The sequence below is a fragment of the Ascidiimonas meishanensis genome (assembly GCF_037782385.1).
GTDB classification, from domain to species: Bacteria; Bacteroidota; Bacteroidia; order Flavobacteriales; family Flavobacteriaceae; genus Ascidiimonas; species Ascidiimonas meishanensis.
Window position 1 is genome coordinate 22,578 of sequence record NZ_JBBEXD010000018.1, and the last position, 22,159, is coordinate 44,736.

The following is a 22,159-nucleotide window of genomic DNA, read 5'->3' on the forward strand; positions in this document are numbered from 1 at the left end:
TTTCACGATAAAAATAGAATATGTTAGAGCTGGCAAGCATTATTATCTTTGGAATACTGGCGCAATGGGTTGCTTGGAAGTTTAAAATACCTGCTATATTACCTCTTATCCTTATTGGCTTGCTTGTTGGACCAATATCAACCTTATTTACCGAAGATCATCAAAAGTGGATACAACCAAGGTGGGATGGTGAACGGGGGCTTTTTCCTGGAGATAGTTTATTTTATTTTGTTTCGCTTGCTATTAGTATTATTCTTTTTGAAGGAGGGTTAACGTTAAAGCAAAACGAGATTAAAAGAGTGGGTCCTGCAATTACAAAGTTGATTACTATAGGTTCATTAGTCACTTTCTTTGGTGCGGGGTTTACTGCACATTTTCTTTTTGGATTGAGTTATGAAATTTCCTTTCTTTTTTCCGCATTGATTATTGTTACGGGCCCTACGGTTATTGGCCCCATTCTTAGAAATATTCCTTTGAGAAAAGATGTTTCTGCAGTATTGAAATGGGAAGGAATACTCATAGACCCTATTGGAGCTTTGGTGGCAGTATTGGTATTTGAGTTTATAAGTGTAGGCGAGGGAACAGGTTATACAAAGACAGCACTTATAGAATTTGGAAAAATTCTACTTTTTGGTACTACTTTTGGTTTTACATTTGCGCACGCACTGGCATTTACGATAAAAAAACAATGGATACCACATTACCTTCTTAACGTAGTCTCATTATCTGTTGTATTATTGGTATTTGTGGAGTCAGATATTTTTGCACATGAATCTGGTTTACTTGCGGTTGTTGTTATGGGTATGGTAATGGGTAATACAAACCTCCCAAATATTAAAGAGCTTTTATATTTTAAAGAATCTTTGAGTGTTTTACTTATTTCTATTCTATTTATTCTCTTAGCCGCCAATATTGAAATAAAAGATATGGAACTAGTATTTAATTGGAATACCGCCATTCTTTTTGCTATTATTGTTTTCATTGTAAGACCTATTGGTGTCTTTTTAAGTAGTGGAGGTTCTAATCTAAAGCTCAATGAAAAACTTTTTATAAGCTGGGTTGGCCCCAGGGGTATTGTTGCAGCCGGTATTGCCTCTTTATTTGGCACCAAATTAGTTCAAAACGGAGTAGCAGGAGCAGAATACATAACTCCTTTAGTATTTACCATTGTATTAGGAACCGTTTTGTTAAATGCAACAACAGCTCGCTTATTTGCTAAGTTATTAGGTGTTTTTCTTAAAAATTCTAATGGAATCCTTATAGTGGGCGCCTCTCAGTTTTCAAGGCTCATTGCACAATATCTTCAGAAGAACGATAGGCATGTAGTATTAATTGATAGTAACCGAGAAAATGTAGAAAGCGCTAGGGAAATGGGTCTTGAAGCACAGGAAGCAAATATTTTTGCTGAAAACCTTTCAGATAATATAGAATTTAGTGATATAGGCTATTTAATGGCGCTTACTGGAAGCAAAGAAGTAAACAAACATGCAATAGACAGATTTAGAAATCAGTTAGGAGAAAACGGTGCTTTCCGTTTAATCACACCAGAGGAAATGCGAGAGCCAGATTACCAACCCTTAGAAATACTATTTTCTAAAAAAGACGATTATATTAATTTAATGGAAGTGGCTCGGGATTATCCCAAAATAAATGAAATAGAACTTTCTTCTCATCAACAATTTTTAAAAGAATTAGAAGCTTTAAATCAAGTAAAAGATACCATTCCTGTTTTTGTAAAAGACTTAGACGGCGATCTTAAAATTCTAGCTAATTTTAAAAAGGAAGAATTAAAGATTGAAGATGGATACAAATTGGTGTATCTAGGAAAACCTAAAGAATATCTATAATCTTAAGAATACGGGTATATTTTGCTATTATAAAATTTTCCTTTGAGAAAATGTCTTAGATAAAAAATAAAAAGAAGCTGTTTTTAGCAGCTTCTTTTTTAATTTATACGTTTTAATTAGATTAATCATTTAATTTAAGTACTGCCATAAATGCTTGTTGAGGGATCTCTACATTTCCTACTTGTCTCATTCTTTTTTTACCTTTTTTCTGTTTTTCAAGTAGTTTTCTCTTTCTGGAGATATCACCACCATAACATTTAGCAGTTACATCTTTCCGAAGCGCTTTAATAGTTTCGCGAGAAATAATTTTTGCACCAATCGCAGCTTGTATAGGAATATCAAACTGTTGTCTAGGGATTAATTGCCGTAATTTTTCACACATTTTTTTACCAATGTTATATGCATTGTCTGCATGAATAAGTGCAGAAAGGGCATCTACAGAGTTGGCATTTATTAGAACATCTACTTTTACCAGCTTAGATTCTCGCATACCTATAGGAGAATAATCAAAGGAGGCATAGCCTTTTGAGACTGTTTTTAAACGATCATAAAAATCAAATACAATTTCTGCAAGAGGCATATCAAAACTAAGTTCTACTCTTTCAGGAGTAAGATAAGTTTGGTTGGTTATTTCCCCTCTTTTCTCAATACAAAGAGACATAACAGGCCCTACAAAATCAGATTTGGTTATAATAGAAGCTTTTATATAAGGTTCTTCTACTCGGTCTAGTTTAGAAGGATCTGGAAGATCAGAAGGATTATTTACTAAAACCTGAATATCTGGTTCTTTTTTAGTGTATGCATGATAACTTACATTAGGAACCGTTGTAATTACAGTCATTTCAAACTCTCGCTCAAGTCTTTCTTGAACGATTTCTAGATGTAACATGCCTAAGAAACCACAGCGGAAACCAAAACCAAGTGCAGCAGAGCTTTCAGGAGCAAAAACTAGGGAGGCATCATTAAGCTGCAACTTTTCCATAGCATTTCTCAATTCTTCATACTCCTCAGTATCTACCGGATAGATACCGGCAAAAACCATAGGCTTAACATTTTCGAAGCCTTCAATAGGAATTTCTGTCGGATTTACAGCATCGGTAATCGTATCTCCTACTTTTACTTCTCTGGCATCTTTTATACCCGTAATAAGATAGCCTACATCACCAGTTTTAATCACTTCTCTAGGATACTGAGTGAGTTTTAATGTTCCCACCTCATCTGCAAAGTAGGTTTTTTTGGTAGCAAAAAACTTAATCTTTTGTCCCTTTTTAATTTCACCATTCATTACCCTAAAATAGGTTTCTACTCCACGAAAAGGATTGTAAACAGAATCAAAAATAAGGGCTTGTAAAGGAGCTTCAGGATCTCCTTTTGGAGCTGGAACTTTTTCAATAATTGCAGTTAAAATTTCTCCAATACCTTGTCCTGTCTTTGCACTGGCAGGAATCACATCAGAAGGATCACAACCTAACAGTTCTACAATATCATCTGTAACCTCTTCTGGGTTTGCACTGGGAAGATCTATTTTATTAAGTACCGGAATAATTTCAAGATCATTTTCTAATGCAAGATAAAGGTTAGAAATAGTTTGCGCTTGTATACTTTGTGCTGCATCAACAATTAAAAGCGCACCTTCACAAGCAGCTATAGATCTAGAAACTTCATAAGAAAAATCAACATGACCAGGCGTGTCAATTAAGTTTAAAATATATTGAGTTCCTTCATATTCATACTCCATTTGAATAGCGTGAGATTTAATGGTAATACCACGCTCTCTTTCCAGATCCATATTATCTAATAATTGATTCTGTTTTTCACGTTCGGTTACAGAGCCTGTATAGTCAAGTAGTCTATCGGCTAGGGTACTTTTACCGTGATCAATATGAGCTATAATGCAAAAATTACGTATGTGCTTCATTGGGCCTTAAGTCCTTATCATTCAGTTTGCAAATATAGCTTATTTTAGCTCCTTATTTTTACAGGTAAACTTTAACTTTTAAAAACTTGTGTGATTTTAAAGATATATCGATTTTTGTACGAATTTTAAGATGAACAACAAATAATTATCGATTAAATACTAATTAAATAATATCTTTGTAGAAAATAGTCTACAAATTAAAAATTATAATATGCGTTTTCGGTTTATAAAACCACTTCCCATGTATACATTATTTGTATTATTCGTGTTGTCCACGTTAACAAAGAGTTATGGACAAGAGTTTACTATTGAAGGAAAGGTAAGTAAAAATAATCAGGAAGCACTAGGTTTTGTAAATGTACTTGTATTGCAACAATCAGATTCTACCGTTATTAAGGGAAACTCTACTTTGGAGGACGGAAGTTATCAAATTGCTAATCTTTCCGCTGGTAATTATATACTTAAATTTTCATTTGTCGGTTACAAAAAAGTATTTAAAGAAATTAGTATTGCGTCTGATGCAAAAATAGAGTTGGTGGTACTTGAACCCTTAACTGAAAATCTAGAAGATATTACGATTACAGCTAAGAAGAAATATCCTCAATTAAAACGTAAAGTAGATAGACTGGTTTTTGAGGTAGCGCAAACTTCACTAACCGATACTAATATTTGGGAGCTTCTCAAAAGGACACCAGGAATTATTGTTGTCAATAACGAAATAAGTATAAAAGGATCGTCTAATATACAAGTACTTATTAATAATAGAAAGGTTTCTTTACCCAAAGAAGATATTCTCAATCTTCTTACAGGAACAGAAGCAGGTTCTGTTTCTTCTATTGAGCTAATAACAAATCCATCTGCAAAATATGATGCCGAAGGCGGCGCTATAGTCAATATTAATATGAATAAGAATATTGCCAGAGGTTATAATGGCAGTGTTTTTACAAATTATACAGTAGGGGTGTATCCAAAATATACTTTGGGGACCAGTCATTTTTTTAAATCGGAAAAAACCCAACTGGCTATTAATTATACGGTTGCGGATCGGAAGAGGTTGAGTTTACAAAATGAGATTGTTGATTTTATTGAGAATGATGAAATAGCATCTATTTGGAATACTAACTTGGAGGGAATTACAGATTCCAGAAGACATACAGTAAGCGCTTTTTTTGATTACATACCAAATGCTAAGCATACTTTTAGTGCTTCAGTGATCACTTCTGTATTGCCTACATTTAATTTAAGGTATCTTACTAACACTGCGATTAGTGATCCTAATGGAATACCAACATCTTCTTTTACTACATTTAATCATATAACAGATGATAATCTTAATCTAATTTTTAATCTTGATTATGTTAGAAAACTAAACGATAAGGGTGCACAATTTGTATTCAATAGTGGGTATACTTATTATGATTACGAAAGGCTTCAGGAGCTGGATACAGACTTTTTTCTTCCAGATGGTACCAAAACGGGTGACAATGATTTTTCTACAGATTCAGACCAACGTATTCATATATTTAACGCGCAAGGGGATTTTAATTTTCCTTTAACCAAGAATGATGAAGTGGAAGCAGGTGTGAAGTACGCTTCAATTGACGCACTAAGTACAATAGAACAACCTGGTTTTGACCCTACTCAACCTGGCGATGACCCTACGGAGAATGATCGTTTTGAATATGATGAAAGCATAGTCGCAGCATACTTGAGTTATTCCAGAGGCTGGTCTAATTGGAATTTTAAAGCAGGATTAAGAGCAGAATTTACGGAAACAAAAGGCATTTCAGATATGCTGGGAAGGGTAAATGATAATGAGTATTTAGAAATTTTCCCCACCTTTTATCTTCAATATGTTCCCAATAGTACGCACGACTTTAGTATCAATTATGGCAGGCGGATAAAAAGACCACGTTACGCAAGTATCAATCCATTCAAATATTTCACTGGAAACAATATTTTTGTTCAAGGAGACCCAGCTCTTAACCCTGCTTTTAAAGATTTGATTACACTATCTTATACGCTTAACGAAACCTATACTTTTGAGATCTATTACCGCTTTGAAAAAAATGCATTAAAACACCTCACTTTCCAGAATAACGACAGTAATATCATAAGATATCTTAATACCAATATTGACCGTGAGGTATCTTACGGTTTTGATTTTTTAACCTATAAATCCATTACCAATTTTTGGGATTTAAGTTTAGTAACCTCTTATTTTTATGGTGCTGAAAGGTTTAGAAATGTTGAAAACGGAGATAATTTAGTTGATAATAGTCTTTGGACTTTATATTTAACTTTTGATAATTATTTTACTATTTCTGCTAAAGATGGACTTACAGGAGAATTAGGGGGCGAGTATGTTTCAGAAATTATTTTGGGTAATGCCAGGCAAGAAGATTATAGCTTTATTAACGCTGCGGTATCTAAAACAATGCTTAAGAATAAGGCAAGATTAACAATAGGGATAAAAGATATTTTCAATAACGGATATATTAGAACCAATAGATTTTTTGACAATCAAAGCAGTACCCGCATTGTAAGAGATGAGAATCGCTTATTTACAATTGCTTTTAGATATAGATTTGGAAATACTCGCTTAAAAAATGCTTCCGAAACAAAAACCATTGAAGAACGCGAGCGCCTCAATTGATAAAGACAAATATCCATTTAAAACATTGAAGATAAAACGCTTATCTTTGCATTCCTAAAAAAGAAATTGCTTTGGCTAAAATCGGACCAATAGATGTAGGAGAGTTTCCGCTCTTGCTTGCACCCATGGAAGATGTAAGCGACCCCCCTTTTCGTGCTTTATGTAAAGAACAAGGGGCAGATGTTATGTATACAGAATTTATTAGCAGTGAAGGCCTCATTCGCGATGCTGCAAAAAGTGTTCAAAAACTAGATATCTATGAAAAGGAACGTCCGGTAGGAATTCAGATTTTTGGGGCCGAAATGGATTCTATGCTAGAAGCTATAGATATTGTTACCAGGTCAAAGCCTGATATTATAGACATCAATTTTGGATGCCCCGTAAAAAAAGTGGTTAGTAAGAATGCCGGAGCTGGAATTTTAAGAGACATTCCTTTAATGGTAAAGCTCACGGAAGCTATGGTAAAAAGAACCCATCTTCCGGTAACGGTAAAAACACGTTTGGGTTGGGATAGTGACTCCATTAAAATTGTAGAAGTTGCAGAACGTCTCCAAGATGTAGGTATTAAGGCAATTTCTATACATGGCAGAACCCGTGTACAAATGTATAAAGGAGAAGCCAATTGGAAACCGATAGCAGAGGTTAAGAATAATTCCAGAATGCATATTCCTGTTTTTGGTAATGGAGATGTAAACTCTCCCGAAAAGGCCATGGAAATGAGAGATGTATACGGTCTGGATGGCGCAATGATTGGAAGAGCAAGTATAGGATATCCATGGTTTTTTAAAGAAGTAAAGCATTTTTTTAAAACAGGTACACATTTAGCTCCACCTACCTTAGAAGAACGTGTAATTGCTGCCAGAAGGCATCTACAGATGTCAATAGACTGGAAAGGCGAAAAATTAGGGGTTTTTGAGACTAGAAGGCATTATACCAATTATTTTAAAGGAATTCCTAATTTTAAGGAATACCGAATGAAAATGGTTACTAGTGATGCTGCATCCGATGTTTTTGCTGCCTTTGATGAGGTATTGGAAAAATTTGCAGGTTATCAATTTGCTTAAGCTTCCAATAATTTTTTAGAGATGCTAGCAGAAGAAATTCTTGCTGCAATGATTCCTAATACAAAAATGGTAATCGCAACAATAATGATATTTATAAACCGTATTTCCATTGGGTAGGGTAAAGAAGGAGTAATCATCACCAAATGGAAACTCTGTTGCAACCATGCAATTAAAATACCAAGAAGAATTCCGCTAATACCTCCTATAGTCACTAACAGAACGCCTTGCATAAAGAAAATTCGTTTAAGTGCGGTAATGGTAGCTCCAAGGTTAAAAAGCGTCTTTAGATTCTCTTTTTTATCTAAAATCATCATAATGATAGCTCCGGCAACATTAAACAAAGCAATAATGAGTACTAAGGTAAATATGAGATAAATAGCGAGATTTTCTGTATTTAACATTTTATACAACGCATCGTTTAATTGTGCTCTGTTTTTTACTTCGATCTTGTTTTTCCCAAAAATAGTTTGAAGGGCTGAAACTAGCTGAGTTTCGTCTGCTCCTTTTTGAAGCTTAAAAGTAATAGACGAGATAGTATTATCTTCTTTTTGAAGTAGTTCTTGAACTAAAGTTAAAGGACAAAATATATATTTTTTATCTAATTCTTCCGTAATTGAAAACACACCACTCATTACTACAGATTTCGTATTAAAGGGATTTGATTGTGCTTTAAAACTACCTTTGCCTGGTTTGGGAACGATGATTGAAAGTGGGTTGGTATAATCATTTGGGGTAAGACCTAAAAGATTTGAAATACGAATTCCCGCCACTACTTCATTTGATTGATTGAACCATTTTCCATAAAAGACAAGACTGTCTAATCCGGTTACCTTGTTGAAGTTTTGGTCTACACCTTTTAAATAGGCAACATGGTTCTTTTGTTTATAAGAAAGAAAAACCCGTTCTTCTAATTCCTTTGAATAAGATTTGACTCCTTTGATTTGGTTTAATTTTTCATCCTGCGCATCAGTAAGCGTAATAAATTTGCCTGTGGCGGGTATAACTTTAAGATCCGGATCAAAAGAATTGCTAAAAGAAAGGCTAAATGTTTTGAGTCCAGAAAAACCAGAAAGAACAATAAAAAGTGAAGCGGCACCAATAATAGTTACCACAAACGTAATGCGGTTTATAATATTTACAGCATTCTGGCTGCTTTTAGAAATAAGGTATCTTTTTGCTATGTAAAGAGGAAAGTTCAATCGCTACGATTTTTTCCTTTTGTCCAATAAATTAGGATTTTCTATAGGATTTTGATCTCCTTTTAACGAATGGTCTATTTTATCAATATACTCTAAAGAATCATCTACAAAAAACTCAAGTTGAGGAACCCTTCTTAATTGATGGCGTGTTCTTTGTGCCAATTGATGTTTGATGAGTGGTTGATTAGACCGTATCCCTTCCAATAAAGCCGTACTTTCTTTATGTGGAAAAATACTCAAGTATACTTTAGCAATAGACAAGTCTGAAGTAACATTTACTTTGGTAACGGAAATTAAAACACCAGTTAATCCTCCATCTAGGGCGGCCTTTTGAAGAATTTCTACCAGATCTTTCTGAATTACTCCTGCTATCTTACGCTGTCTGTTTGTTTCCATAGGGCAAAAATACAATATTAATAATTACAGCATATTGTTTACATTTGAAATAGGAAAACCATTTAAAATTGAGAATGCTATGATGAACAAGATTGAACATTTGGGAATAGCGGTAAAAGATATTAAGAAATCAAATTTACTTTTTGAAAAACTTTTAGGCATTGCGCCCTACAAATCAGAATCTGTAGAAAGTGAAGGAGTAACTACTTCTTTTTTTAAGACGGGTGAAAACAAAATTGAATTGTTAGAAGCAACCAATCCAGACAGTCCTATTGCCAAGTTTATAGAAAGAAAGGGAGAGGGAATTCATCATATTGCCTTTGATGTTACAGATATACAAGCAGAAATCACGAGATTAAAAGGAGAAGGGTTTACTATTTTAAATGAAACACCAAAAAAAGGAGCAGACAATAAATTAGTGGCATTTTTACACCCTAAAACCACTAATGGTGTGCTTATAGAGCTATGTCAAGAAATTCAAGATTAAGAAAAAATGCTTGCGGAAGCTAAAAAAAAACCCTAATATTGCACTCCAAAATTTATAGGTCCTATAGCTCAGCTGGTTAGAGCACCTGACTCATAATCAGGGGGTCCATGGTTCGAGCCCATGTGGGACCACTAGTTTGCCCAAAAGCCATTCAAGAGATTGAGTGGTTTTTTGTTTTGTAAATAGTCATTGGGCGAGAAGTTTATCCCGCGGATGCGGGGAGCCCATGTGGGACCACTAGTTTGCCCAAAAGCCATTCAAGAGATTGAGTGGTTTTTTGTTTTGTAAATAGTCATTGGGCGAGAAGTTTATCCCGCGGATGCGGGGAGCCCATGTGGGACCACTAGTTTGCCCAAAAGCCATTCAAGAGATTGAGTGGTTTTTTGTTTTGTAAATAGTCATTGGGCGAGAAGTTTATCCCGCGGATGCGGGGAGCCCATGTGGGACCACTAGTTTGCCCAAAAGCCATTCAAGAGATTGAGTGGTTTTTTGTTTTGTAAATAGTCATTGGGCGAGAAGTTTATCCCGCGACTGCGGGGAGCCCATGTGGGACCACTAATAAAGACAAGGCTTCAGAAAGTTCATACTCCTGAAGCCTTTTTATTTGCAAACAATTTGCAAACACTGTAAATTTTTATCTAAAAATGAGAAAAAAAGGCACTATCTATACAATTACAATCGCCTTTACTGAAATGAGAAATTATAGAATCGGTGTGAAAGTTTAAAGGACTGCAAAAGTAAAAGCAATCAATTAATAATATTAATTTGCCTTACTTACAAAAGCTTTAACGCTATAGTTCCAATAAACCAATGAAATTTTACTTATGTGTCTATCTATTATTTAACAACTTTAGAAGCTTTTTTAATTTATTGTCTAAAAAGGTATATTTGAGAGATAAATAAATCAAACTAAGTACGTGTTTTAATGACAAATCCTCAGGTATAAATGACAGAAAAAGAAGTGATAATACAACTGGTTTCAAATGGTAAGACGTCCGAAGCTATTAGCAAACTTCTTTCGCTGGATTTACCACCGGAAGACCAACTTTTTATTGCTCAAATCAAAACATCCTTTGAGCAGATCCAAATGGACTCGGTAAAAGGTATACTGAGTTTTGAGCAGCAAATTACCGAAAAAAAGCGCATCAATGACCGGCTGCTTCGCTTTTTGAACGGGGAAGCAAAGCAATTGCCGGATATCCTGGGAGCAGAAAAGCGCAGGCGCAATATTTGGAAATATGTCGTTGGTTCAAGCATTGTGGTCGGTATTTTAGCGAGTATTTTTCAAATCACAGGCTTCAGTATAAAAGATATTTTCGGTGACGGATCACCCGAAAGCTTTACAATCACGGTGTTCGTACACGGCAAAAAAGGTAAAGACGACCGCATTTTGAAAAATCAGGGCCAGGTAATGCTTGGCTTGCGTACCAACGAAATCCCGTGCAGCATCAACGAAAAAGGTGAAGCCACTTTTAAAGAAATACCGATAGGATTTAAAGGACAAAAAGTGCTTATCCGTATTGAACACCCCCAGCCTTATCGTGCCTTTCCCCCAGACAGCTTGTACCAGCTTGAACCCAACGCGGTTATTTTTCTAGAGGTTGCTCTGGAAGGTATAAATACCATCAAAGGCAAGGTGATGGATTTTTACACCGAGCAATGGCTGGATTCTGTGAGGGTAAGCGTAGAAAACACCGCTACTTATACTGACCAGTTTGGCTGGTTTGAATTGGAAATACCAGAAAGCAAACAGCGCAAATTCCAACGCGTTAGTTTCTTCAAAAAAGGGTACGAAATACACGAATTGGACAGCATACCTGTGCATACCCAACAGGAAATCCATATCTCCCTAAGAAAATTAACTAAACAATGAACAAATTCGCCATACTTCCGCTACTTTTTTTAGGCCTTCACATCCTACAGGCCCAACAGGGTATCAAACAGGCCCAACAGGATATCAAACTTCCCGGCCTTGTCGTAGAGCAAAACAGCCAATACCGTACCGGTGCTATCAAATATCTCCCTAATACTGAAATTAAATCCGCTGGTGCTGCCCCCCAACGCAGTGACGACAATGGACAGTTTACCCTTGTTTTTGCCGACCGACCCGGCGGCGATGTCGTCCGTATTTTTGCTGCCAAAAGCGGCTATGAGATAGTGAACGAAGAAGTATTGAAAGAAGCCTCCGTCATTGGGCGCTTAAAGCCATTGAAGATTGTAATGTGCAAACAGGGAAGGTTGTACGATAACCAATTGGCTCTCTATAATATCGCCAAAGATGCTGTAATAGCCTCCTACGAGCGCAAGGTAGCCACCCTGCAAAAACATGGTAAAGAAAGGGAACGACTCTTAGCCGAGCTCAGGATACAGTTCAATCAGGATATTAAAACCCTGGAAGAAGCCATGGCACTATTAGACCAACAGCGGCAACTGGCAGAAAAACAAGCGAAAGAATTGGCAGATAAATGGGTAACAGTGAATCTCGACGACGAAAGCCCGGCCTACCAACGTGCCTTTGCGGCTTTTGAAGCTAAGAACATTGAACTCGCCAAAGCCGTTCTAGACAGTGTGGATTTGGAAAAACGCCTTGCCGTGAACAGAACTGCCAAAGCTAAAGAACAGGCATTGGTGGATACACTGCAAAAAAATATCGCCAAAAGAGCAGAAGAAATTCGGCAGGACGTAAATATGTGCTTATTCAAGGCCAGGCTGCATAAGTTGGACTATGAATGGGCCACTGCCGAGCGATACTATGATTTGGCCATAGCCAACGATTCCAGCAATTTCGAAGTGGTTTTTGAGGTAGCCCATTACATGCAGAGGCAGAACCAATTTGCAAAGGCAAGGATCTATTACGAAAAAGCACTTAGACTTACCATTCAACCCTTTGAAAAAAGCATGATTTTAAATAATTTGGGAATTTTGTTAAAGGCTAACAACGAGATGGGGGCAGCGCAGCAAGCCTATGAAGAATCCTTGCAGCTAAGAAGGAAATTAGCGGAGAAAAACCCCGATGTGTATCTGCCGTATGTGGCTACAAGTTTGAACAATTTGGGAATCTTGTTAAAGTCTAACAACGAGATGGGGGCAGCGCAGCAAGCCTATGAAGCATCCTTGCAGCTTTATAGGAAATTAGCGGAGAAAAACCCCGATGTGTATCTGCCGTATGTGGCTACAAGTTTGAACAATTTGGGAAACTTGTTATCGGCTAACAACGAGATGGGGGCAGCGCAGCAAGCCTATGAAGAATCCTTGCAGCTTTATAGGAAATTAGCGGAGAAAAACCCCGATGTGTATCTGCCTGAAGTGGCGAATACCTTGAACAATTTGGGAAACTTGTTATCGGATAACAACGAGATGGGGGCAGCGCAGCAAGCCTATGAAGAATCCTTGCAGCTAAGAAGGAAATTAGCGGAGAAAAACCCCGATGTGTATCTGCCGTATGTGGCTACAAGTTTGAACAGTTTGGGAATCTTGTTATCGGATAACAACGAGATGGTGGCAGCGCAGCAAGCCTATGAAGAATCCTTGCAGCTAAGAAGGAAATTAGCGGAGAAAAACCCCGATGTTTATCTGCCGGATGTGGCTATGACCTTGAATAATTTGGGAAACTTGTTATCGGATAACAACGAGATGGGCGCAGCGCAGCAAGCCTATGAAGAATCCTTGCAGCTTTATATGAAATTAGCGGAGAAAAACCCTCGATTATATAATTTGGACGTAGCCATGACAGCTATCAATATCGGTCTTTTTTATGAACAAATGGTCAAAAGCACGGGCAACATGTCCCTGAAAGCCGCAGGGTTGGAACTGATGCGAGATGCTGAACAACGTGTGGCTATTTTCCCAGAAACCCATCCTCAGGTTCAGAATTATAGGCTTTATATTAAGAGGCTTACCCAATTTTTCAATGGCCTTTGACAAAGCGGCTTTTCAACTGCAACAGAAGATAGAACGACTGGGTGATTTGGAAATAACTAACGAAAAAGAAAAAGATCCCTACAAAAAAGTACAACAACAACAAGAGATTATTGGTCTGCTATCGGAAATGGAAAAGGCTATGCCGGATAATAAAAAGCTCACTAATTTAATGGCTCAACGATAAGGCTCTTTAGCCTGGTATCAGTTATTTATCAAGCAATTCAGTGAGGCGGAGCATTCTGCCCGTAAAGGTTTAACTAAAGATCCCGGCGAGGAATGGATTAATACAAATCTGGTACTAGCTCTGCTCTATCAGGGTAATTGGAAAGCTGCAAAACAAATATATGAAAGCCTGAAAGATAAGGCATATGGTGACGGCGTTTACAGGACTACTTTTCTACTGGATTTGGATGCACTGGAAAAAGAAGGAATTACGCATCCAGATCTGGTCAAGGCTCGAAAACTTCTGGAAAAGAAATAAAGGGACAGCTACATAAATCGTTAAGTGCAATGTAAATGACGATAATTGAATGAATAAAGAAAATTTACCATATCCTGCGAAAATCGTAACCAAATCAACAAAATCTTTTGCAGTCTTTTGCCAAGAACTTCAGAGATCAGAAATGCTTATAAGCTATTTAGAAGTTGGAAAAAAGCTTATTTCAAAAAATGATGATGTGGCAAAAGAATATTTTGCAAGTATTTACGATCATGTGTATAACCCCGAATCTGCGAAAAAAAGCTTGAATAGTAACTTGAACAGCTTTCTAAATGTGAAATTTTATGAAATTCACTTAAGTTCAATGATATACGTGAATTCAATTGATAACTTTACTACATATTTTAAAGATATTCTTTCGGAGGTTGTGGTTGCAAAACCTCAAATTTTAAAATCTCAAGAATCTGAAAAACTTGACTTCTTTTTGGAACATGAAACAATGGATGATTTAATTAGTTCTATCGCTAATAAAAGATTGAAGAACTGTTTTATAAAGGAATTAACGACATCGAAAAATTCTTTAAAAAAAGAATCTGTCATATAATTGTTTTTGTCATTTGTAATACTGGCATGAACTAACCAATTTCTTTCTTTAAGCAAATCTGATAATTCCACTTCCAAGGCATTAGGGAATAATGAATTCTGTTTAGCAATTTTTATTGCCTTACCAAAAGTATAGTACTGCTGTTTTTTTTAAAAACAATTAAATGGTTTAGCGCGTACTCTTATATTTGAACTGCACATAGAGATTCTCCTAATCCGGTGTAAAGAGATATTTCTTTCTGTGAAGGTTCGTTTATATTTATTAGCTGCTAAACAAGTGCTGTTTTCACCCTAACGGTTTCAATACCTTCTATAACTTCATGAAGCAACATTTTTTCTGCTTTTCTATCTTCAAAAACTTCTTGCATGTTTTTTATAAAGCCATACGGAATGTTTCTTAACTCAAGATTAGAAACCCAATAACTTGATGTTTTTTGAATTATACATTCATTTATTTTATTATTTAAGGCTTCTCTTTTAGATATCCGTTGGGCATTCGTACCAAACCCGTCAAATTCTAATCCTAAAAGAATACATAATTTTTCAAATTGCTTATCAGAACCTATAGCCAAAACAAGTAATTTACCATCTTTTGTTTCATACATATCTCCATACGGTGCAATATTGGGATGCTGAGTTCCCATAGGTTGGGGAATATGCCCTTCCATTAACCAGTTAGTAGCCTGATTTGCTAAAGACGCTAAAGCACTCTCGTAAAGGGAAACTTTGATATGTTTCCCTTTCCCTGTATTTAACTTATGTATAATCGCATAAAGAATAGCTTCTTTTAAATGGTGCGCGGCGAGTACATCTATTAAGGCAACCGGCATTTTTACAGGTTTTCTGTTTGGTTCACCATTCATAAACATAAATCCGGTTTCAGCCTGTAATACAACATCAAATGCTGGTCTTGATTCATCATCAACAAAACCTGTAAGTTCTGCATAAATGAGAGATGGATTGTATTTTTTCAAATCATCATAACCCAGTTTAAGTTTTCTGCTAGTACTTTGCTTATAGTTAGTTATAACAATGTCAGCATCCTTTATATGATTAATTAAAATCTCATAATCTAAGTTATCTGTAAAATCAAGTAACAGGCTTTCTTTCGAGAAATTTGCAGCACTGTAATAAGCAGAAATAGATCTTTTTTTAGATTCAGTTGGGAGTTTCCATGTTCTAGTAACATCTCCATTAGTAAGTTTATTTTCTATTTTGATAACTTTGGCACCTAACTCTGCAAAGAAAGTTCCTGTTAAAGGACCAGCCAAAACGCTAGCCAGCTCTACTACTTTTAAGTTTTTAAACATAAGATGATTTCTAATAGAAGATTTCATTTATTGTGAAGAAAAACCATGACCTTCTTCCGTATTCGTAGATTTTTCCTTGGTAACCTTTACCAACCTCGAACTATAAATAGAAAGGAGTTTATTACGTTTACCTTTCACTCAAATATACCTTTTTTGAAAACAAATTTTAAAAGCCTTTTTGATTTAGTACCCAAAAGGTTTATGTGAAAGAGAACTCAATACAATAAAGTGCGTTTATTAAAGAGTATATTAGATTTTAACCAGAAACATATACAAACCTTCAGGTTTTATCTGCTCTTTAGTTTTTGGGCTACAGTATTATAATATTCTTGGGTTAGCTTCTCAGTCCAAATAGTTGGTTCCCTGCCATAAATAGCTATATATGAAACAGAACTGTCCGCAGATGAGGTATGCCAGTGTTCCGTATCTTTCATGCAATTGACAACATCACCTTTTTTTATGATAATTGGTTCTTTACCTTTTTCTTGATAATAACCCTCCCCCTCCAGAACAATAATGATTTGATTTGTAGCGTGCTTGTGCCAATCCAATGTTGAGTTAGCACTAAAAGTTGCTTGTGTGATGTTCTGATCAAAATCATCATCTGCTTTTACTAAGAAACTTAACCAAGCATCACCCATATGATGAGTATTAGGTGCTTTAATTCCTTGACCTAAATATGAACTTAGATTATACGCAGAGTTTTGAGCATTTATAAAGAAAGATAGTAGAATAATTAAAATTGTTACTAGATTTTTCATTAATGAGTTTTGAATTAAAAAAAGTGAATAAGCGCAAGATAAAAATTATAATTCAGTGTTTGAGATGAGTTCTGGGGTTTCAGTCTTATATTAATATGGAATCATATAGTATTCCAACGATTAAAAAAGTATTGGAATGGGAAAAAACCTCCTACAAGATTGGTAGCCGTTATACAAGCCACCACTAACTTTAATAAAAATGTGTTTCAAACTTCTGTAATCCTTAAAAACAGAAAGATAATTTAACACAATTCTTTGAACAAAAAACTTAGGATACACCATCATACCATGTTATTTAAACAAAAATCAACTCGCAATTGCAATGGTATGCTGAGCAAAGCGATAGTATCCTTCACAAATATCAAAAGTGATACGTTACTTTTTTCGGAGATATACAGACTATGCGCTTTTAGTTTCGTATCAAAAAAAGTATATTTGATAGAAAAGCAAACGCAATAAAATAGGTACATCAAAAAAAGAACACTAATTATGAAAATTCGATTACCCATATTATTTTTTTTAATATTTATTGCTTCAGTTTCTTCTCAGAATACCTCTATTAAACGATTGGTTGACAAAACGAAAACCTTAAACTTAGATATTTGGGATCTGACTGATTTTGCGCAGGAAAACTTAAAAACAGATGCCGAACTCGCACGATTTTTTTACTACTGGATTGGAAATAACATTAAGTATGACTATGAATTTTTAGGAAGAATGGGAAGCCGTAGAAATATTTATTATGAATATGTACAAAAGCAAAGCGCATATAGAGTTTATGAAGATAAAAAAGCTGTATGTGCTGGATACGCATATCTATTTAGTTGGTTTATGCGAGAGGTAAATATTGAGGAGGTATATATTACAGGTCATATTAGAAACGAACAGAATCCTTTTATAGAAATGCGATCTGATAAGAATTTTAGACATGCCTGGAATGCTATTAGGATAAATGGAAAATGGATTCTGGTTGATACAACTTGGGGTACCTCTTATGATACTTCCCAATCAGAATTTTATTTTGATATTAAACCTGAAATAGCTATAAACACGTATTACCCTATGAATAGCAAATGGCAATTATTGAAAAATCCTTTATCGTTGGAAGAATTCAATAAGTCAAAATTCGTGAAGTTAATTTGGTATATTTCTGGTTTTTCAGACATTCCAAAATTTAAAAAGCTTAATAATAATTATTACCTTGTTTACAGAACAAATTTGAAAAATAAATCCTTATCAGTAAGACTAGAGGCCAGTGAAAATAATTCATACTTTAGACCAATTCAAAGTAAAGCGAAAATTGACTTAAATGGATTTACATACATCAAATATGAAAAAGAACAAATACCTGAAAATGCGTATTATAAAGTAAATTTATATGATTCTAATTATCTTATTCATAAGAATGTAATAAGCTTTAAAACATTTTAACTATTAATCATAGCACATATTTAAAAGTTGAATTTGATGAAGTTAACTTACCTGTTTAATATGCATATAGAGCAACCCAAACTCTGATTATTTAAAAAGGTGGCTTAAGAAACTTATTAATAACTGTAATTAGCACTATTTTTTAGCAGATTACCCCCGTTTTTCTCTCCTCTATTGTAAATGCCATAGGTAGGAATCCTCGTCAGAGAAATATTCCATAAATGGAATAAGCACATCACATTTTATGATCACTAAAGCCCTCAAATATATACTTAGGGTTGGTATACCTTGGAATCAATTAAATGATATCAAAAAAATTCTTACAGAAAAGGATTATAGATTAAAAAGTGAATACACACAAAGTTTTTTTAAGGATGTAAACCTATTGATATTTACGTAATTACGTGAGGTATATTCAATAATCTTATAGATCTCTAGTAAGGATAAAAAAGTGTATATTAGATTTTTTATGGTGTAATAAATTCACGTTTAAATGAAGTTTTTTTCACTCACATTTTTATCATATCACACAATAATAAGTTATTTAATTCGAGAGTAGGTTTATGAGAATTAGAGTTATTACTATAATTGTTTTCCTATATTTTGTTAATATTATCTCTTCTCAGAACACAGAGGGTGAGCGTTCATTGTTGTCTGATTATTTTGAAGAAATTGAGAAAACAGTTCGCGAAAGCAGAGATAAGCAATTAAGACAAAAGATATCAAACACATATTTATTAGAAGCGAAAAAAAGTGGTATTCCGCAGGCAATTGCTAATGGATATTATTTATTGGCTAATTATGGTGATCAAGAAGTACTGGCTTATGCAGACAGTTTAATTTCCGCATCAATAGATCTAGATCATTTCAAATTTCCAGCTCAGGGTTTTTTGATAAAAGGTAATGTATACTATGAACAGGCCAACTATAAAGAGGCTCTGGATCAATATCTTCAATCTTTATATTTTGCATCAAAAAGAAAAAACAAGGTGCAATACCTTAAGATTAAGTTCAACATTGGCTTATTGAATAATAATATTGGTAACCGAAAGGAAGCACTTAAAATATTCAAAGAAAATATTTCTAATATTGAAGAAAGCGGATTAGACAAAACAGACGTACCACGATATTTAAGAGGCTTATATGCTTTAGCAGATTCTTATACTTTTAATGATAAACCAGACTCTTCTAGTATTTTTGTCAAAAAGGGTATTGATATTGCCTTGAGATCTGGTGATAAAGAAATGTATGGAATTCTAGTAGCGCATGCAGGCGTTAATTATTTTTTTCTGGATAATTATCAATCTGCTATTGACAGTTTAAAGAAAGGTAAAAAAATATTAAAAGCTTTCAATGATTCTAACAAGATCAGAATTGCTTTTTGCAATTACTATATTGCCAAATCATTACATAAGCAGGGTAAAATAGATGAAAGCATTACATACTTTACCAAAGTAGATAAGTCTTTACAACAAACACAAGACATGCTTCCGGAGTTAATAGGCACCTATAATTTCTTAATAGCATATTCTAAATCCAAAAATGATATTGAAGGGCAAATCCATTATATAAATCAGCTAATCAAAATGGATAGTATTAAAGATGTCAACTATAAATACTTATCCAACACCATAAATAAAGAATATGATGCCCATTTATTAATTCAGGAAAAGGAGAAACTAATTTCTAAACTTGAGGAAGATAAAACACTCAAAGTTAAAATTATTTTATTCTTAATAGTAGCTGTAACAATTTTGATTATTGGCATTGGTTATTTTCTGTATAGATCTAATGTTTATAGAAAAAGATTTGATGAGCTTATGGTTCAGATTAATGAGGGGGGCAAGGAGGAAAACTTTATAAAGGTTAGTGAGAATATAACAAAAAATAACGTGTCAAAATATAATTCAGACGACATAGGTTTGTCTGAGGAAATAGTGAATGAAGTTCTTCAGAAGATTGAAAAATTTGAAAAATCGGCAAAGTTTATCGAAAAACAATACACATTGAATGCGATGGCCAAGGAGATAGGCACAAACAGTACGTATTTATCAAAAATTATCAATGTGAAAAAGAAGACTTCATTTGCAAATTATATCAATAATTTACGTATTGATTATGCCATTAATCAATTAACAAAAAGCAAGGTTTTACGTTCATATAAAATTAAAGCGATATCTGAGGAGTTCGGCTTCAATACTACCCAGTCCTTCTCAAATGCATTCTACAAAAGCACGGGTATTTACCCTTCGTACTTCTTAAAACAGTTGAACAATCAGGGGTAATTCATTCAACAAAATCTGTAGTCTAGATTCATGAATTTCATCCTTTAAATTTATAAATATCAACAGCTTATGTCAGAAATTAACATTTTTTCATTTTAAGTTTGTAGTGTCAGTCGACGGACACATTTAATCAAAATCTTAAAAAGAGAAGAAAATGAAAAAGGTAAAAAAGACTAGTGGTAAAAAATTGGGTTTTAAAAAATGGTCCATTTCTAAATTACAAAATCCTTATGTTGTTAAGGGTGGATTGGAGAGCGGTAAGACTAAAACCGATCAAGGAGGAGGATGATAAATAATTAATTTACACCTGTAAATTGAACTCGTGTTAACAAGATAATTTCTTCCAAGCTATTTTTATTTGTAAATATTTTTTGATTTCTGATGAATCAAGAAAAGTACGTTAAATTCAAATGGCTTGTTTCTGAGAGAATTGTCTGTTTAACACGAGTTTTTATTTGTTGTATACTCAAATGATTTAATCAAGCATCTATTGCTTTAAAAAGAGTTTTAAGGCCTACTAAAGAGACAATTTCTGCCTATTTCTGTAGGTATATTTATTTCGAGGGCTTCTTATCTTCTAATAGGCTATCTCCCTTAGATTACGTTAATTCAGTGAACAATTTTGGGTCATGCAATTCTCTTGAAGGACTTTATGAGAAGTTGATAATATGACATGAATCCCTGAACTAGAGGACAGCTATTCTTCATATTGAATACAGATTACAAATAGAACATCAATCAGCTGAAGGGCAAACTAATATTTTGAATATAAGAAGATATCAGTTATATCTCCATGATACATTGGGAAACATTCCCCGTAGAAAAGTATATTGAAATTACTTTTAGACCATTAGGCTTTTTTGATTCTGGGATATTTTACATTTAATGGATTACATTTTTACTTGAATTCTTAGTTCTTCCGTGGATACAAAAAGTATTTTAAGACCAGATTCTGCTCACTAAGAAGAAAATGAATCTTTACTAGTTGAAATTTATAAATTTAAAGACGGTATTTATGAATTTGGAGAAAGACCATTTTCGTAACCTCCTATTTACCAGTATTTTTATAACGAGAATAGGAAAAGTTAGTGTCAGCCATAGCTGTCTAAAATCTTTAGTAAAATCACTTTTTCTTTTTAAAATTTAGGCCGACTTCATTCTTTTTGTTTTAAAGGCGGTTGTAAATTTTGAAACTTTTACAAGCCTGTATTCCATTTTTAGAAAATATTAAATGGGACTCAGGAAGGCGAAGCCCTGTTTAATTGAAAATATTTAAATATACGTTATGAGTTTAAAATTGAAGAATTGGTATGTGCTTTACGTAAAGTCAAAACAGGAAAAAAAGGTACACGAACGTCTTAAAGAATTACAGATAGAATCTTTTTTACCAATGATTCAAACCATTAGTAATTGGAGCGATCGAAAAAAATTGATTAGCAAACCCTTATTCCCTTCATATATTTTTGTAAAACTTAGAGAGTCAAAAGATTTTAATTTAGCTTTATCAGTAACAGGTGCCTGTTTGTATTTGAAAACTGGTAAAACCTACTCAATTGTTCGCCAAGAAGAAATTGAAGCAGTTAAAGTATTTTTGGGTCTGGACGGTCTTAAAGAGGTAGAGGTTAAAAGAAACTTACCCAAACCAGGGGAAATACAAAAAATTACCAGCGGACCTTTATGTGGTAAGGAATGCGAAATCATTAATGTCAACAATATTAATAAAATTGTAGTAAGACTTAATTCTATTAATCAATCAATCATTGCAAGAATACCTTTATACTATTTAAACGAATCAAAACTAATTTCGGCTTGATACATTAAAGCAAATTAAAGAGTGTCCGA

Annotated in this window: 17 protein-coding genes and 1 tRNA gene; 13 read left to right on the forward strand and 5 right to left on the reverse strand. The window is 34.3% G+C overall.

Annotated elements, in window-relative coordinates; translation table 11 throughout:
* Positions 1-20: 20 nt before the first annotated feature.
* Complete coding sequence (locus WBG07_RS18910) at positions 21-1,847, forward strand: cation:proton antiporter (RefSeq protein ID WP_340203636.1); 1,827 nt, start codon at positions 21-23, stop codon at positions 1,845-1,847.
* A 121-nt stretch (positions 1,848-1,968) separates the two neighbouring features.
* Here WBG07_RS18910 and lepA read toward each other — a convergent pair whose 3' ends face one another.
* Positions 1,969-3,765 (reverse strand): translation elongation factor 4, encoded by a 1,797-nt coding sequence (lepA, locus tag WBG07_RS18915; RefSeq protein ID WP_340203638.1) that lies wholly within the window; start codon positions 3,763-3,765, stop codon positions 1,969-1,971.
* Positions 3,766-4,006: 241 nt separating this feature from the next.
* Between lepA and WBG07_RS18920 the strand changes: the two genes are divergently transcribed.
* Together WBG07_RS18920 and dusB are read left to right on the forward strand one after the other, a co-directional pair.
* Positions 4,007-6,421: an outer membrane beta-barrel protein gene (locus tag WBG07_RS18920; protein ID WP_340203639.1), complete on the forward strand. Its 2,415-nt coding sequence runs from the start codon at positions 4,007-4,009 to the stop codon at positions 6,419-6,421.
* A gap of 71 nt (positions 6,422-6,492) precedes the next feature.
* Complete coding sequence (gene dusB, locus WBG07_RS18925) at positions 6,493-7,485, forward strand: tRNA dihydrouridine synthase DusB (protein ID WP_340203640.1); 993 nt, start codon at positions 6,493-6,495, stop codon at positions 7,483-7,485.
* On the opposite strand, the gene WBG07_RS18930 is transcribed toward dusB, so the two are convergent.
* Both WBG07_RS18930 and rbfA read right to left on the reverse strand, forming a co-directional pair.
* Entirely contained in the window at positions 7,482-8,684 is a 1,203-nt protein-coding gene (locus tag WBG07_RS18930) for an ABC transporter permease (protein WP_340203641.1), read from the reverse strand. The two genes, dusB and WBG07_RS18930, sit on opposite strands and share 4 nt — an antisense overlap.
* A 3-nt stretch (positions 8,685-8,687) precedes the next feature.
* The gene (gene rbfA, locus WBG07_RS18935; protein ID WP_340203642.1) at positions 8,688-9,080 is read right to left on the reverse strand and encodes a 30S ribosome-binding factor RbfA; all 393 of its coding nucleotides are present in this window, start codon (positions 9,078-9,080) and stop codon (positions 8,688-8,690) included.
* 82 nt (positions 9,081-9,162) lie between these two features.
* Here rbfA and mce point away from each other — a divergent pair, with 82 nt between their 5' ends.
* From mce to WBG07_RS18965, 6 genes are all read left to right on the forward strand, one after another.
* Positions 9,163-9,567, forward strand: coding sequence for a methylmalonyl-CoA epimerase (gene mce, locus WBG07_RS18940; protein WP_340203666.1), 405 nt, complete (start codon positions 9,163-9,165; stop codon positions 9,565-9,567).
* Positions 9,568-9,624: 57 nt separating this feature from the next.
* Positions 9,625-9,698, forward strand: a tRNA-Ile gene (locus WBG07_RS18945).
* 815 nt (positions 9,699-10,513) lie between these two features.
* On the forward strand, positions 10,514-11,440 hold the full coding sequence (locus tag WBG07_RS18950; RefSeq protein ID WP_340203643.1) for a hypothetical protein: 927 nt from the start codon (positions 10,514-10,516) through the stop codon (positions 11,438-11,440).
* A complete protein-coding gene (locus tag WBG07_RS18955) occupies positions 11,437-13,488 on the forward strand; it encodes a tetratricopeptide repeat protein (protein WP_340203645.1) in 2,052 nt (683 codons plus the stop codon). Before WBG07_RS18950 ends, WBG07_RS18955 begins: the two co-directional genes overlap by 4 nt.
* The gene (locus WBG07_RS18960; RefSeq protein ID WP_340203646.1) at positions 13,478-13,672 is read left to right on the forward strand and encodes a hypothetical protein; all 195 of its coding nucleotides are present in this window, start codon (positions 13,478-13,480) and stop codon (positions 13,670-13,672) included. The genes WBG07_RS18955 and WBG07_RS18960 overlap by 11 nt, the downstream gene beginning before the upstream one ends.
* A 346-nt stretch (positions 13,673-14,018) precedes the next feature.
* Positions 14,019-14,531: a hypothetical protein gene (locus WBG07_RS18965; protein ID WP_340203648.1), complete on the forward strand. Its 513-nt coding sequence runs from the start codon at positions 14,019-14,021 to the stop codon at positions 14,529-14,531.
* A 268-nt stretch (positions 14,532-14,799) separates the two neighbouring features.
* On the opposite strand, the gene WBG07_RS18970 is transcribed toward WBG07_RS18965, so the two are convergent.
* Positions 14,800-15,840 (reverse strand): CaiB/BaiF CoA transferase family protein, encoded by a 1,041-nt coding sequence (locus tag WBG07_RS18970; protein ID WP_340203650.1) that lies wholly within the window; start codon positions 15,838-15,840, stop codon positions 14,800-14,802.
* Positions 15,841-16,127: 287 nt separating this feature from the next.
* Positions 16,128-16,601 (reverse strand): cupin domain-containing protein, encoded by a 474-nt coding sequence (locus WBG07_RS18975; protein WP_340203651.1) that lies wholly within the window; start codon positions 16,599-16,601, stop codon positions 16,128-16,130.
* A 489-nt stretch (positions 16,602-17,090) separates the two neighbouring features.
* Between WBG07_RS18975 and WBG07_RS18980 the strand changes: the two genes are divergently transcribed.
* From WBG07_RS18980 to WBG07_RS18995, 4 genes are all read left to right on the forward strand, one after another.
* Positions 17,091-18,032, forward strand: coding sequence for a transglutaminase domain-containing protein (locus tag WBG07_RS18980; RefSeq protein WP_340203652.1), 942 nt, complete (start codon positions 17,091-17,093; stop codon positions 18,030-18,032).
* Between the two features lie 563 nt (positions 18,033-18,595).
* Positions 18,596-20,317 (forward strand): helix-turn-helix domain-containing protein, encoded by a 1,722-nt coding sequence (locus WBG07_RS18985; RefSeq protein WP_340203654.1) that lies wholly within the window; start codon positions 18,596-18,598, stop codon positions 20,315-20,317.
* A 154-nt stretch (positions 20,318-20,471) separates the two neighbouring features.
* The gene (locus tag WBG07_RS18990; RefSeq protein WP_340203656.1) at positions 20,472-20,606 is read left to right on the forward strand and encodes a hypothetical protein; all 135 of its coding nucleotides are present in this window, start codon (positions 20,472-20,474) and stop codon (positions 20,604-20,606) included.
* Between the two features lie 996 nt (positions 20,607-21,602).
* The gene (locus tag WBG07_RS18995) at positions 21,603-22,130 is read left to right on the forward strand and encodes a UpxY family transcription antiterminator (RefSeq protein WP_340203658.1); all 528 of its coding nucleotides are present in this window, start codon (positions 21,603-21,605) and stop codon (positions 22,128-22,130) included.
* Positions 22,131-22,159 lie beyond the last annotated feature (29 nt).